This window comes from Microbacterium sp. Root322, from assembly GCF_001425645.1.
GTDB classification, from domain to species: Bacteria; Actinomycetota; Actinomycetes; order Actinomycetales; family Microbacteriaceae; genus Microbacterium; species Microbacterium maritypicum.
In genome coordinates this window covers 34,771-48,125 of record NZ_LMCS01000002.1, presented here as the reverse complement: position 1 = coordinate 48,125, position 13,355 = coordinate 34,771, and the positions used below count along the sequence as shown (strand labels likewise).

The 13,355-nt window shown below is 70.5% G+C and carries 9 protein-coding genes; 4 read left to right on the top strand and 5 right to left on the bottom strand.

Annotated elements, in window-relative coordinates; genetic code table 11:
- Nucleotides 1-24: 24 nt before the first annotated feature.
- Nucleotides 25-1,047 carry an endonuclease/exonuclease/phosphatase family protein gene (locus ASC55_RS05045; RefSeq protein ID WP_055864385.1) on the bottom strand — a complete coding sequence of 341 codons (1,023 nt, stop codon included), beginning with the start codon at nt 1,045-1,047 and terminating at the stop codon, nt 25-27.
- Between the two features lie 100 nt (nt 1,048-1,147).
- On the opposite strand from ASC55_RS05045, the gene ASC55_RS05040 reads away from it, so the two are divergent.
- Nucleotides 1,148-2,020 carry a PHP domain-containing protein gene (locus tag ASC55_RS05040; RefSeq protein WP_055873275.1) on the top strand — a complete coding sequence of 291 codons (873 nt, stop codon included), beginning with the start codon at nt 1,148-1,150 and terminating at the stop codon, nt 2,018-2,020.
- Between the two features lie 81 nt (nt 2,021-2,101).
- Here ASC55_RS05040 and ASC55_RS05035 read toward each other — a convergent pair whose 3' ends face one another.
- A complete protein-coding gene (locus ASC55_RS05035; protein WP_055873273.1) occupies nt 2,102-3,622 on the bottom strand; it encodes a DEAD/DEAH box helicase in 1,521 nt (506 codons plus the stop codon).
- A gap of 196 nt (nt 3,623-3,818) precedes the next feature.
- Between ASC55_RS05035 and ASC55_RS05030 the strand changes: the two genes are divergently transcribed.
- Nucleotides 3,819-4,532 carry a ferritin-like fold-containing protein gene (locus ASC55_RS05030; protein ID WP_055873269.1) on the top strand — a complete coding sequence of 238 codons (714 nt, stop codon included), beginning with the start codon at nt 3,819-3,821 and terminating at the stop codon, nt 4,530-4,532.
- A 51-nt stretch (nt 4,533-4,583) separates the two neighbouring features.
- On the opposite strand, the gene ASC55_RS05025 is transcribed toward ASC55_RS05030, so the two are convergent.
- Nucleotides 4,584-4,871, bottom strand: coding sequence for a hypothetical protein (locus ASC55_RS05025; protein ID WP_017828624.1), 288 nt, complete (start codon nt 4,869-4,871; stop codon nt 4,584-4,586).
- Between the two features lie 7 nt (nt 4,872-4,878).
- Nucleotides 4,879-5,103, bottom strand: a complete 225-nt coding sequence (locus ASC55_RS05020; protein WP_017828623.1) for a DUF3107 domain-containing protein — start codon at nt 5,101-5,103, stop codon at nt 4,879-4,881.
- A gap of 171 nt (nt 5,104-5,274) precedes the next feature.
- Here ASC55_RS05020 and ASC55_RS05015 point away from each other — a divergent pair, with 171 nt between their 5' ends.
- Complete coding sequence (locus ASC55_RS05015; RefSeq protein ID WP_082524241.1) at nt 5,275-8,493, top strand: ATP-dependent helicase; 3,219 nt, start codon at nt 5,275-5,277, stop codon at nt 8,491-8,493.
- The gene (locus ASC55_RS05010) at nt 8,490-12,011 is read left to right on the top strand and encodes an ATP-dependent DNA helicase (RefSeq protein WP_082524333.1); all 3,522 of its coding nucleotides are present in this window, start codon (nt 8,490-8,492) and stop codon (nt 12,009-12,011) included. Before ASC55_RS05015 ends, ASC55_RS05010 begins: the two co-directional genes overlap by 4 nt.
- Here the strand turns inward: ASC55_RS05010 and ASC55_RS05005 are convergent.
- Nucleotides 11,957-13,318 carry a hypothetical protein gene (locus ASC55_RS05005; RefSeq protein WP_235563094.1) on the bottom strand — a complete coding sequence of 454 codons (1,362 nt, stop codon included), beginning with the start codon at nt 13,316-13,318 and terminating at the stop codon, nt 11,957-11,959. The two genes, ASC55_RS05010 and ASC55_RS05005, sit on opposite strands and share 55 nt — an antisense overlap.
- Nucleotides 13,319-13,355: the final 37 nt, after the last annotated feature.

Genomic DNA, 13,355 nt, shown 5'->3' with positions numbered 1-13,355 from the left:
TCACCTGGCGGGCTGGCGCGGGAATCAGCCGGCGGGCTCCAGCTGCACGACCAGGGCGCGGTGGTCGCTCCCCCCGGCGTCATCGAGCACGACGGATCCCGTCGGAGACCAGTTCTGCGATGCCATCACATGATCGATCGGCGCGCCCGCCAGCGCGGGCAGAGAACTCGGCCAGGTGCCGGTGAGCCCGTTGCCGGTGCGGGAAGCGACATCGCGGCAGTAGCCGATGTCGCCGCCTTCCACGCCCAGCGGAGCCATGTGGTCGATCGTCGCGTTGAAGTCACCGGCCAGGATGAAGTCGCCCTGGGGGCACTGGTCGGCGATCCACTGGAGGTCGCTGCGCCACTGCTGCATCTCCTCCATGCGCGGGGCCACCGCGTGCACGGCGACGATGGTGGGGCCGGAGCCGTCGATCGGCATCAGCACGACGCTGGGCACCGAGCCGGTGTTGCTCGTGCCGTCCTTCGCCGACTCGATCACGGAGTACTCCCCGAGGTCGGGGGCGACCAACACGGTGGTCTGCCACGACTGCGGACCGTCCTGCACATCGGGGCGGAACTGCACGTGGTGCACCCACATCGGATGCCCCTGCTCCCGCAGCATGATCGCGATGCGCTCGCCGACGGCCTCGGTGGTCTCCGGGAGGGCGACGATATCGGCACCCTGATCGAGGATCCGCTGCGCGATCACCTCGGCGGGTACGGCTTCACCCGCTGTGTTCCAGGTGAGCACCCTGATGCTGCCCTCGGTCTTCTCCGGGAGGTCGGAGCCGCCGAAGCCGCGGGTGGCGCCGATGGCCGCCGTCGCGCCGGCACCGAGCAGGGCGACGATCAGCACGGAGGCGGCGAATCCACGCAGCGGGCGGGCGAACAGCAGCAGGAGCGCGAGGACCGCGACCACGAGGAATCCGCCGAGCACGAGGCCGCGCGCCGACACGAGCTGTGCGAACGGGTAGGTCTGCTCGAGACGGAAGAACTGCGGCCACACGACGATCGCCGTCGCGATCGCGAGCAGCACGGTGAACAGGATCCCCAGGAGACGAAACATCCCCTCCAGCCTAGGAGCGCCGCCTGTGAAGTCCCTGCCTCGACATCCGCCTCCGTGCGCCTCGGCGCCTGCACCGGGCGACGCTCGGTACGCTCGGAGGATGGCCACTTCGTCCCACGGGTTCGCCGGTCCCGCCGACCTGCACCTGCACTCCAACCATTCCGATGGCACGGAGTCGCCCGCCGAGGTGGTCGCGCAGGCGCACGCGCACGGGGTGCGCACGCTCGCGCTCACCGATCATGACCGTTCCACCGGATGGGCCGAGGCGGGAGATGCCGCCGTCGCGCTCGGGATGACGTTCATCCCGGGGATGGAACTCTCCGCGAAGCACGAATGGCGCAGCGTGCACGTGCTCGGCTATCTCTTCGATCCGCAGGACGAGGCGCTGCGCGCCGAGACGGATCGCATCAGGGGGGACCGGATCGGTCGTGCCGAGCGCATCGTGCGCAACATCGGGCGCGACTACGACCTGCACTGGGACGATGTGGTCGCGCAGACGACGCTCGACGCGACGGTCGGGCGCCCTCACATCGCCGACGCTCTCGTCGCGCGGGGGATCGTGCGGGATCGGACGGAGGCGTTCGACGGCATCCTGCACCCGCGGGAGGGGTACTACGAGCCGCACTATGCGCCCGATCCGATCACCGCGGTGCGCTTGATCACCGAGGCCGGGGGAGTGGCGATCATCGCCCACCCCGTGACGGCGGGCCGCGACCGCATGATGCCGGTGCCGTTCATCGAGCGGCTCGTCGACGCCGGCCTCGGCGGGTTCGAGATCGAGCATCGCGAGAACACGGAGTCGGGCAAGAGGATGCTGCGCGAGATCGCCGCGAAGCACGACCTCATCGTCACCGGCTCCAGTGACTATCACGGCACCGGCAAGCCGAACCGCCCCGGCGAGAACACCACAGCCGATGAGATGGTCGCCAGGCTCCTGGCGCGCGGCACCGGCATCGCCCCGCGCGTTCCCTGAACCTCGCGCCGCGCCGCGCGCGCACGGGAAAGGGCGCATACGCCGGTGTGAACCGGACGCATGCGCCCTTTCGGTCGAAGCTCAGGCTCCGGTGACGGGAGCTGCGCCTGCGCCGGAACCGCCGCGGCGACGGCGGCGACGACGTGCCGGGGCCGGCTTGCCGTCGTGGTGCTCCTTGCCGGCGCCGTCATGCGTTCCTGCGCCCTCGGCACCGCGGTCGGCTGACGGCGCGGAATGTCCCTCGCCCGATGCGGGCTCCGCTGCACCCTCGGTGAACGTCGATCCGACCGGGGTCGTGCTGTTGCGACGGCGGCGGCGACGGCGCGTGCCGCTCTCGTCGGTGCCCTCGGCAGCAGCATCGGCCGCGCGCTCCGGGCGACGGGTGCGCTCGGTCTTGACGGACTCGGTCTTGGGTGCCGACACCAGTCGGCCCTTGGTGCCCTGGGGGATGTTGAGGTCCTCGTACAGGTGCGGGCTCGACGAGTAGGTCTCGATGGGCTCCGGCTGGCCGAACTCGAGCGCCCGGTTGATCAGGGCCCACTTGTGCAGGTCCTCCCAGTCGACGAAGGTGACGGCGATGCCGGTCTTGCCCGCGCGGCCCGTGCGGCCGGCGCGGTGCAGGTAGGTCTTGTCCTCGTCGGGGATCGTGTGGTTGATGACGTGCGTCACATCGTCGACGTCGATGCCTCGGGCAGCCACATCGGTGGCCACGAGGACATCGCGCTTGCCCGCCTTGAAAGCGGCCATCGAACGCTCACGCTGGTCCTGGCCCATGTCGCCGTGCACACCGCCGACGTTGAAGCCGCGGTCGCCCAGCTCGTCGACGAGGCGCTGCGCCGCGCGCTTGGTGCGCGTGAAGATGACGGTCTTGCCGCGACCCTCGGCCTGCAGGATGCGGGCGATGACCTCGTCCTTGTCCATCGAGTGCGCGCGGTACACGAGGTGCTTGATGTTGGCCTGCGTGAGACCCTCGTCGGGGTCGCTCGCGCGGATGTGGATCGGGTTCGTCATGAAGCGACGTGCGAGGGCCACGATCGGGCCGGGCATGGTCGCAGAGAACAGCTGCGTGTGGCGGACGGCCGGAACCTTCTGGAAGATCTTCTCGATGTCGGCGAGGAAGCCGAGGTCGAGCATCTTGTCGGCCTCGTCCAGCACGACCTCGGTCGCGTTCGAGAGGTCGAGCAGGCGCTGGCCCGCGAGGTCGATCAGTCGCCCCGGCGTGCCGACGACGATCTGCGCGCCCGCCTTGAGCTGGTCGATCTGCCCCTCGTAGGCCTTGCCGCCGTAGATCGCCACGACGCTGGTCGAGCGGTTGCTGGTGAGCAGGTCGATGTCTTCGTACACCTGCACTGCGAGCTCGCGCGTGGGGACGACGATGAGCGCCTTGACCCCGTGCTCCGGGTCCTTGCCGAGGCGCTGGACGACGGGGATGCCGAAGCCGAAGGTCTTGCCGGTTCCCGTCTTGGCCTGACCGATGATGTCCTGGCCGGGAAGGCCGAGGGGGATGGTCTGCTCCTGGATGGGGAACGCGTCGACGATGCCCTTGGCGGCGAGTGCGTCGACGATGTCCTGGTCGATGCCGAGATCGGCGAAAGTTGTCACTTTATTCAGATTGCCTGTCCGGCGACCCTGTGGGATCGCCACGTTAACGGATCCACGCCGTCTCTTGTGCCACAGGCGCGGGGCCCCGCTCCGACGGCGGGGACACGCCCAGCCTACCCGAGGGGTGGTATCGGCCAGGAAGGTGGGTCCGGCACGAGTATTGTGAACGACGTGGTGGACTCGGGAGGACGACCTCGTGGTTAAGTGGTTCTGGCAGCGCGACGACGCGCCGCGACGCACTCTGGCCCTGCGCAGCAGAGGCGATCAGGGGGATACGACGCGCATCGACTTCGCCGAACTCGCCCCCGAGCTCAACCGCTTCCTCGGTCAGGCCGCCTATCTGCAGCTGGGCTACTTCGAGACGCTGACGCGCCTCATCCGGGCCACGCCCGAGCTCTCCGAGAAGGAGTCGCTCTCGCGCGCCGCCGGAGCCGCTCTGACCAAGCACCGAGGAATCGTCGACCTCATCGCCGAGCGCGGGGACGACCCGACGCAGCTGATGCTCCCGTTCCGGGAGAACCTCGACGCCTTCCGCCGCAAGACCATCGGCGCGCGGCCCAGGGAGACGCTGCTGGCGGTGTACATCACCGCCGGGATGCTCGACGACTTCTACCTCGCGCTGGCCTCCAGCTACGGGGACACCGGGCGCCGCGTGGCGGAGATCCTCCGTGAGGACGACGCTCGGCACGAGATCGTCGCCATCGTCCAGGAGACCATCGAGAGCGACGAGGAGTGGCGATCGCTCCTGTCGATGTGGGCCCGCCGTCTGGTCGGCGACACGATCCTCGTGTGCCGCTCCGCGCTGCGACCGGAGCGCCTCGACGTCGACGAGGAGCGCATCGAGCCCGTGTACACCGAGCTCATGGGCGCGCACGCCCGGCGCATGGACGCGATGGGACTCGCGTCCTAGCGGACGATTCGCTCGAACCGTCCCGTCCGTTCGCAGGCGGAGCCCGGCGGGTCAGATGCCGAGCGCTGCCCGGTTCTGAGCGTCGGAGCGCTTGCGGAGCCTGGTGAGCGCCACGGTCGCCAGCGCCGCGACGATGGGCGCTCCCAGCACGCTCGCGAGCCACAGCCAGATGCTGTCCTCGCCGACGCCCGCCCACTGCAGGGCCGTGTACGTGATCGCCGAGACGGCGGTCGCGATCGACGGAGTCAGTGCGACTCCGCGCAGCTCACGGTCACCGATCAGGAAGTGCGCGGCGATTCCCAGAGCGCACGCGCCGATGAGTGCGAGGAGGATGTACATCGTCGGGTCAGGCGACGAAGCCGACGCGGCGCGATTCCTCGGTGCCCAGTTCGATGTAGGCGAGGTTCGCGGTCGGGACGATGTAGGAGTTGCCCTTCACATCGGCGAAGCTCACGTGCGATGCGCTCTGCTCGAGCGCCGCGGCGACCTGGGTGCGGACTTCTTCCGCGCTTGCGCCGGTGTCGAAGCTCAGTTCACGGCCGGTGTTGATGATGCCGATGCGGATTTCCACGCGTGCTCCTTGAAGTTCGGGGACTGCGCCAACTCTACCCCGCGAGCACGGGGCGGGATCGGCGGTGGCGCCCGGTTTCGCCGTGAGCGCACAGGCGGACGGGCCGCGGTCACGCGAGTGAGCGTGGCGGGTGCGGACGGCGATGTCCGCGCGTCCGGATAGCGTGGAGGCATGACACCGGATACTGCTCAGCGCGCTGTGATCGCCGCGGAGCCGACGGCATCCGGAGTCATCATCGGCGCCCCGGGAACTGGTAAGACGCGCACCCTGATCGACCGGATCGTGCACCTGCTCGATGCCGAGGCGCTCCGCCCGGAGCAGGTGCTCGCGCTCACGCCGAACCGTCAGGCGGCGACCGCTCTGCGCGACCGGATCGGCGTGCGCATCGGCCAGGCGACGCCCGGGCCACTGGCTCGGTCGCTCGGCTCCTTCGCCTTCCAGCTGGTGCGTGGAGCGATGGTGAGAGAGGGAGCGGAGCCGCCGGCGCTGCTGACGGGTGCCGACCAGGACCGGATCATCGCCGAGCTGCTCAGCGGCGATGCGGAAGACGGACGCATCCCGTGGCCGGATGCGCTGAGCCCTTCGGTGCGGGCATCGAAGGGGTTCCGCTCGGAGCTGCGCGCATTCCTCGCCGAGTGCACGGAGATCGGTGTCGACGCCGCGGAGCTGCGAGCATCGGGCAACGAGGTGTGGGCGGCGACGGCGGAGTTCCTCGTGGAGTACCGCGCGGTGCTCGACGCGCTCCGGTCGGCCCACCGTGACGCCGCCGACCTGCTGAGCGAGGCGAGCACCATCCTGCACACGGCCGAGACGGCCGCCCTCGGCCCGCTCGCGCCTCTGCGCGTGGTGCTCATCGACGACGCGCAGGAGCTCACGCGTGGGGGGATCGCCGTCGTGAAGGCCCTGCGCAGCCGGGGGATCGCCGTGCTGGCCTTCGGTGATCCCGACATCTCCTCCGGCTCGTTCCGCGGAGCAAGCCCCGAGCTGTTCGCACAGCTCGCCGGGGTTCTGGGAGAGGTGCACGTGCTCGACGGGCCGCACCGCCAGCGTCCGGCGCTCACCGCCCTCACCCGCACGGTGACCCAGGCGATCGGTGTGTCGGGCCGGGTCGAGCATCGGCGCGCCCCCGTGCCCGTGACGGCCGAAGAGGTCGAGGCCGGGGTGTCGACGTTCGTGGCCCCGTCTCCCTACGAAGAACTCGATCGCATAGCCGGAGTGATGCGCGAGTGGCACCTCTCCGACGGCATCCGGTGGGATCGCATGGCGGTCATCGCCCACGACACGCGGCAGGTGACGACGCTGGAGACCGAACTCGCCGCCAGGGAGATCCCGACGCGTGCGGCCGGTGTGCAACGCCCGCTCGGCAGCGAGGGCATCGTGCGCGACATCGTGGGTATCGTGCGCCTGGCGCTCACCCCGGTCCAGGAGCGCACGTCGGAAGCCCTCGAGGAGGCGCTGCGCACCCCGTTCGGAGGGATGGACGCGATCGGCCTGCGGCGGCTGCGTGCCCGACTCCGCCACGTCGAACTCGAACAGGGGGGATCGACGCCGGCGCGCGAGCTGCTGCGGCGGGCCATGGCGAATCCGGCGGACCTCACGCTCATCGACGCCCCGGAGTCGCGCACGGCCGAGCGTTTCGCGCTGGTGATCGAAGCGCTGGCCCGTGGCGCGGCGGCGGGAGAGACGATCCATGACCTGCTCTGGCGGGTGTGGGATCAGGCCAGGGCCGTCGACGGCAGGCGTCTGCAGATCGCCTGGCGTGAGATCTCGTTGCTGCCGACGGGGGCGGAGACGGCCCGTTCTCTCGATGCGCTGGTCTCCCTGTTCGACGCGGCGAAGCGTTTCGTCGAGCGCACACCGAACGAGAAGCCCGAGGTCTTCGTGCGGGACATCCTCGACAGCGAGGTCCCCGAGGATTCGCTGTCTACACCCGACCGGCCGGGGAAGGTCACGCTGCTGACCCCCGCCACCGCTCTGGGTACGGAGTTCGACGCGGTCGTGGTCGCCGGTGTGCAGGACGGCATCTGGCCGAACGTGCGTCTGCGCGGCGGTCTGCTGCAGACCTGGCGCCTGCCCGACGCGATCCAGGCTGCGCGCACGGGGACCCTCATCGAGCCTCCGGGAGCCCTGGATCGTCGACGTGCGGCGCTGCACGACGAGCTCCGGCTGTTCGTCCGCGCCGTGTCGCGTGCGCGCGACCGTCTCCTGATCACGGCGGTGGACGACGACGACCTGACGCCCAGTCCGTTCTTCGGCTTCCTGCCCGCCCCTGAACCTCCGGAGCGGCACGCGTCGGCGGAGCACCCGCTCACATTGCGCGGACTCGTCGCCCGCCACCGGCGCACCCTCACCACGGTGTCAGCCGAGCCGGTGCGGCGGGCCGCCGCGGCGCAGCTCGCCGTTCTCGCGCGTGAGGGCGTGCCGGGGGCGGATCCGGCGGACTGGTACGGGATGACCCCTCCCTCGACCGCGGCGCCGCTGCGCGATCTCGCCGTCACGGGGGCGCGGGTCTCACCCTCGAAGATGGAGTCGTATGAGGAATGCGGTCTCAACTGGGTGGTCTCGGCTCTCGGCGGTGACACGGTGATGCCGCCCACAGCCGGCATAGGGACGATCGTGCACGAGGCGATGGAGCGGGTTCCCGAGGGAGATCTCGAGAAGATGCGCGCGATCGTGGCCGAGCACTGGCCGGAGCTCGATTTCGAGACCGAGTGGATCGGACGCAAGGAGCGCCGTCGCGCCGACCTGCTCGTGGATCGGCTGCACACCTACCTGGGTGATGTGCGCCGCGAGGGTGGGCGGGTGATCGGCAGCGAGGTCGAGTTCCGCTTCGCCGTCGACGTGGCGGAGTCGGCCGACGACGCCGTTCCCACCGTCCACGAGGTGGGGGAGGACCGGGCGAATCAGGCGATCATCCACGGCTACATCGACCGGGTGGAGGCCTACCCGCCCGGAGCGGGCGAGCACCCCGCGGCGCGAGGTCGCGGCTGGGAGCGGATGTCGGGAGGTCCGGACGGGCCCACGGTCGTGGTGGATCTGAAGACGGGCAAGAACGATCCCGAATCCGACTCGGGCGTGCTCGCGCATGCGCAGTTGGCCGCCTATCAGGTCGCCGTGCAGCAGGGGCTGGTCGAGGGGGCGCCGCCGTCGTCACTGGCGGGAGCACGGCTCGTGATCGTCTCCAAGACCCTTGCCAAGAGCGACTACCGCATCGCCCATCAGCACACGTTGGACGACGAGTCGCGCTCGGCCTTCCTGCTGCGCGTCGCGGATGCGGCCCGCGGCATGTCGGCGTCGAGCTTCACCGCTCAGGTCGAGTCGCACTGCGCCGACACGCAGCGTCGGGTGCATCCGTGCCGTATCCACACGGTGCCGGCGGTGAGCTCGTGACGGGGTGGAACCGGGCGGAGCAGGGTGGCGAGGGGATCTCGGCCACCGACATCGCCGCCGCACTGGGGCAGCCATCGCCGACGCCGGCCCAGCAACGCGTGATCGAGGCGCCGCCTGAGCCTGCTCTCGTGGTCGCGGGTGCGGGCAGCGGCAAGACCGAGACGATGTCAGGACGTGTGGTGTGGCTCGTCGCCAACGGGCACGTGCGCCGCGACGAGATCCTCGGTCTCACCTTCACCCGCAAGGCCGCTGGCGAGCTCGCGGAGCGGATCGGCCATCGTCTCGCGGTCATCGACGAGTACGGTCGCCGCGGCCTGCTCCCGTATCTCGCGGAGATCGTGGCCGACGGATCATTGCGCAGGGTCGAGGAGGCTGCGCCCGGCCGTCAGCGCGAGCTGGTGCGCGCACACGTGCTCGATGAGATCGCCGCGCACCGGGGAACCGGGTGGGATCCGGCGACCCCGCGTGCCGCGGAAGAGCTGATGATCCGGCCCCGTGTCTCGACATACAACGCCTTCGCCGACGGCATCGTGCGCGAACATGCGGCACGCATCGGGCGGGATCCCGACGTGGCGATGCTCAGTCAGGCCGCCTCCTGGATGCTGGCACGGGAAGTCGTGCTGCGCAGCGACCTCCCCGAGCTGGAGAACATCGAGTTCGCGCTCGGCACGGTCATCGATGCCGTGCAGAGGCTCGCCGGTGACGCCCTCGACCACCGTGTCGACCTCGATCTCGCTGAGCGCATCGCGCGGGATCAGGCCCTCGCTTTCGAGCTGTATCGCGGCAACGGCGATGTCGAGAAGGCGGCGGTGAACCTCCTCAGTCTGCCGACGCTGTCGCGCCTCGTGCGCGACTACATCGCCGAGAAGCAGCGCCGCGGCGTGCTCGACTTCGCCGACCAGGTGGGCGGTGCCTACGACATCGTCGAGTCCGCTCCCGACGTCCGCGACGAGCTCCGCGAGCAGCACCGGGTGGTGCTGCTCGACGAGTATCAGGACACATCGGTCATCCAGACCCGGTTCCTCGCGGAACTCTTCCGCGACACCGCGGTGATGGCCGTCGGCGACCCGCACCAGTCGATCTACGGGTGGCGGGGAGCCAGTGCCGACAACCTCTACGCCTTCTCCGGCACGTTCTCCCGCACCGGTGCGGCGCAGACCTACAGCCTCATGACGAGCTGGCGCAACGACCGCGGCATCCTCGGGATCGCCAACCGCGTGCTCGAACCGCTCCAGCGCCCGGGGCTCGACGTGCCGCCGCTGGAACCGCGTCCGGGCGCGGGAGAGGGCACCGTGACGGTGGAGTTCCCGTTCACGGTCGATGAGGAGGCGTCGGTCGTCGCGGAGTGGTTCGCCGAGCGCCGGGCCGCACACGAAGCCCGCAACGCCGGCGAGGCACAGGGCGGTAAGGCGCACACCGGAGCGATCCTGTTCCGGTCGAAGCGGCACATGCAGACCTTCGCCGCGGCGCTCGCGGCGCGGGGCATCCCGCACCGCATCCTCGGTCTCGGCGGACTGTTGGCGACGCCGGAGGTGGTCGATGTCGTCTCCACACTCCGGGTCGTGCACGACCCCACCGCGGGGTCGGCGCTCATCCGCCTTCTCTCCGGACCGCGTTTCGGAGTCGGAGTGGCCGACATGGCCGCGCTCTACGACCTCGGCCGCACGCTGTCGGAGCGCGATCCCGCGATGGCGCCGCTGCCCGAGGAGGTGCGCGTGCGGCTGCGCTCCTCGCGCGGTGCCGATGAGGCGGTGTCGATCATCGACGCGGTCGACGTGGTGCGGGCGGTGCGCGACGACTACCGGCTCCTCGAGGCGATCACCCCCGACGGCAGGGCTCGGGTGCGCGCGGCGGGAGAGATGCTGGAGCGCCTCCGCCGCGCATCCTCGCAGCCGATCCCCGAGCTGATCCGCCTGATCGAACTCGAGCTGCGCCTCGACATCGAGCTGGCCGCCAACGAGACCAGAGGGCCCGCCCGCATCGCCGCGACGCAACTGCGTGCCTTCGCAGACGAGGTCCGCGCCTTCTTGGCCGCGGACGATCGGGGAAGCATCGGCAGCCTGCTGGCGTGGCTCGACAAGGCCGAGAGCACCGACGAGCTGATGCCGCGGCCGGAGCCGCCCGAGGCCGGTGTCGTGCAGCTGCTGACGATTCACGGGTCGAAGGGGCTGGAGTGGGATGCCGTCGCCGTGGTGCGGCTGGTGGTCGACGAACTCCCCAGTCGGGTCTCCGACACCTCCGGCTGGTTCGGATTCGGGGTTGTCCCGTTCGCTCTCCGCGGCGACAGAGACGCGCTTCCCCGATTCGAGTGGGATCCGGTCGAGGCGATGGGCGACGAGAAAGACCCCGTCAAGAGGCAGAGACTCGCGCAGGCATCGCTGTCCGGCGGTGCGACGAAGGCGAACCCGCAGGGCGGCGCGATCAAACGCTTCAAGGATGCCTACAGGGCCTATCAGCAGCAGGAGGAGCGGCGTCTCGCCTACGTCGCGGTCACGCGTGCGCGCACCGATCTGCTCCTCAGCGGTGCGCACTGGGCAGGGCAGAAGTCACCGCGCACGCCGAGTCCCTATCTCGTCGAGGCCATCGATGTGCAGGGTCTCGATCCCATCGAAGCGGTCGACCCCGACGACAACCCCTATGACGGCCCCGGTGCCACCCTGCGCTGGCCGCTCGACCCGCTGGGGGCTCGACGAGGAGTCGTCTCCGCCGCAGCCGTGGCCGTTGAGGATGCTGCCCGAGCCGGAACGGCGGAACCGTCCGTGGAGCTGGCCCGCCTGTTGGCCGAGCGTGCGGCCCGGCAGCGCGGCACCGATGCCGAAGCGCCCACGCGCGTGCCGGCATCGCGGTTCAAGGACTACGTCACCGACTTCTCCGGCACGCTGTCCTCCATCGTCAGGCCCATGCCGGAGCGGCCGTACCGGCAGACCCGTCTCGGCACGCTCTTCCACGCCTGGGTGGAGCAGCGGTCCGAGCTCGTGGGCGTCGGCAGCCGTGTGGACGAGGCGCTCTGGGAGCTCGACGAGGACGAGGCCCCGCCACTGCCCGCGTACGGTGACCCCGGGGCGGCCGAAGGGCCGAGTGCACCTGCCGACGCCGCCGATCTCGCGGTTCTGCAGGCGACGTTCGAGCGCAGCGAGTGGGGCGGGCTGCAGCCGATCGCCGTCGAGATCGAGATCGACTTCGCCCTCGGCGCCGGTCTCTCCGGGCCGGATGCGGGGGAGTCCCACATCGTCATCTGCAAGCTCGACGCCGTCTACCGGCGAGCAGACCGCGGCGATCGCATCGAGATCGTGGACTGGAAGACCGGCAAGGCTCCGCGGACGGCGGCCGAGCGCGAGGAGCGGATGCTGCAGCTCGCGCTCTACCGTCTCGCATACCACCGACGCTTCGACGTGCCCCTGGACGAGATCAATGTCGCGCTGTACTACGTCGCGGACGACCTGATCATCCGCGGCGACCGGGTCTACTCGGAGGAGGAGCTCTTCCAGCGCTGGAGCGCCGCACGCGCCGCGCGCTGAGCCTCGTCCGAGTCGTCTTCGTCGTACGCGGCCGCCGCGTTCGTCGCGGCGGGACGTGTCGCCTCGCCGACATCGGCGCTGTGGGTTCCTGCGAAGATGCTCCGCGCCTCGGAGAGGTCTTCCGTCTCGACGTTCAGCATCTCGGTGCGGTGGGCGCTGTCATCGTGATCCAGATCCGTGCCGACCGTGCGCACCGGCTCCACCGATTCCGTGTCGGTCTGCGCCGAGTCGGACTCCTCCGGAACCTCGATCCACAGCTCTTCGGGATTGTAGGCATCCGTGTGCATGGAGGTGTCCACCTCGGTGACAGCGCCCCTCGGCACACGGTCGAGCGCATCCAGCGCGGAGTCGACGCCGGCGGTGCGGGCGTCGATGATGCTGAGATCGTCTGTGCGCAGGCCTTCGGCGAGAGCGTCGAGCAGCGCGGCGGCGTCGTCGACGATGTCCGGTCGGTGCATGGAGTCGCCGTGCACCAGCCAGCGGGCGAACTCGAGCTCGGCGAGCAGGCGAGCGCGCACCTCGAGGCCGGCGTCGGGTGCACGGTCGATCGCACCGGCATAGGCGGCGTGCACGTCGGCGGCGGCGTCGGGTGCTGCCGAGAGCCAGGAGAGGTCGAGCGCGGGGTCTCCGACCGAGAGCCCGTGCCAGCCGAGGAGGCCGACGACCTCGGGGCCGAGCTCCGGGTCGTCCTCGAACAGGAACGAGGTCGACTGCACACCCCCGAGAACCACGGTGGATTCGAAGCGCCACAGGGAGTCGTCGGCGACGGCGTCGCGCCAGCGCACGGTGAGACGTGCAGGAACCCGGCCGGTGGCGGCGGCGGTGTCGACCAGACGCTCCAGTTCGGCGCGGCTCTCCTCCGCGGTGCGCGTGGCGAGTCCCGCCCCGCGGACGACCGAGGTGGGCAGGCCGTGCACGGCGGCGATCGATGCGCCCATCGACTGCGCGGCTCCGCGTCCCGGCGGTACCAGGGGGGCCTCGATCTGAAAGCCGGGCAGAAGCTCGGTCACGAGTGCGCGTCCGTCGCCGATGCGCGTCTCGCCGATGTAGGCGGGCACGCGGAACGGCAGCATGGCACGGGCCCCGTCGGTGAGCGCACGGAGCGCGATCGCCTCGGCGGCGAGTTCACGCGCCGTCTCGTCGTCGTCCGCGACGCGTATCGCGAGCTCGCGACCGTCGGCCAGCGAGGCGACGGCGGAGTCGAATCGCCCCTCGCCATCCGCGCTCAGACTGCGCGCACCCGTGACCTCCGCCCCGGGCAGTGCGGCGGTCACTGCCGCGGCTAGAGTGAAAGGAGAGCGTCCCATGCCCCCAGGGTAGGTCGGCTCAGGGGCGGTCCCGCCT

Bases quoted from the DNA above. Each gene is read 5' to 3' on its own strand.
- ASC55_RS05045 (WP_055864385.1), bottom strand. From the start codon at position 1,047: ATGTTTCGTCTCCTGGGGATCCTGTTCACCGTGCTGCTCGCGATCGCG.
- ASC55_RS05040 (WP_055873275.1), top strand. From the start codon at position 1,148: ATGGCCACTTCGTCCCACGGGTTCGCCGGTCCCGCCGACCTGCACCTG.
- ASC55_RS05025 (WP_017828624.1), bottom strand. From the start codon at position 4,871: ATGTACATCCTCCTCGCACTCATCGGCGCGTGCGCTCTGGGAATCGCC.
- ASC55_RS05015 (WP_082524241.1), top strand. From the start codon at position 5,275: ATGACACCGGATACTGCTCAGCGCGCTGTGATCGCCGCGGAGCCGACG.
- ASC55_RS05005 (WP_235563094.1), bottom strand. From the start codon at position 13,318: ATGGGACGCTCTCCTTTCACTCTAGCCGCGGCAGTGACCGCCGCACTG.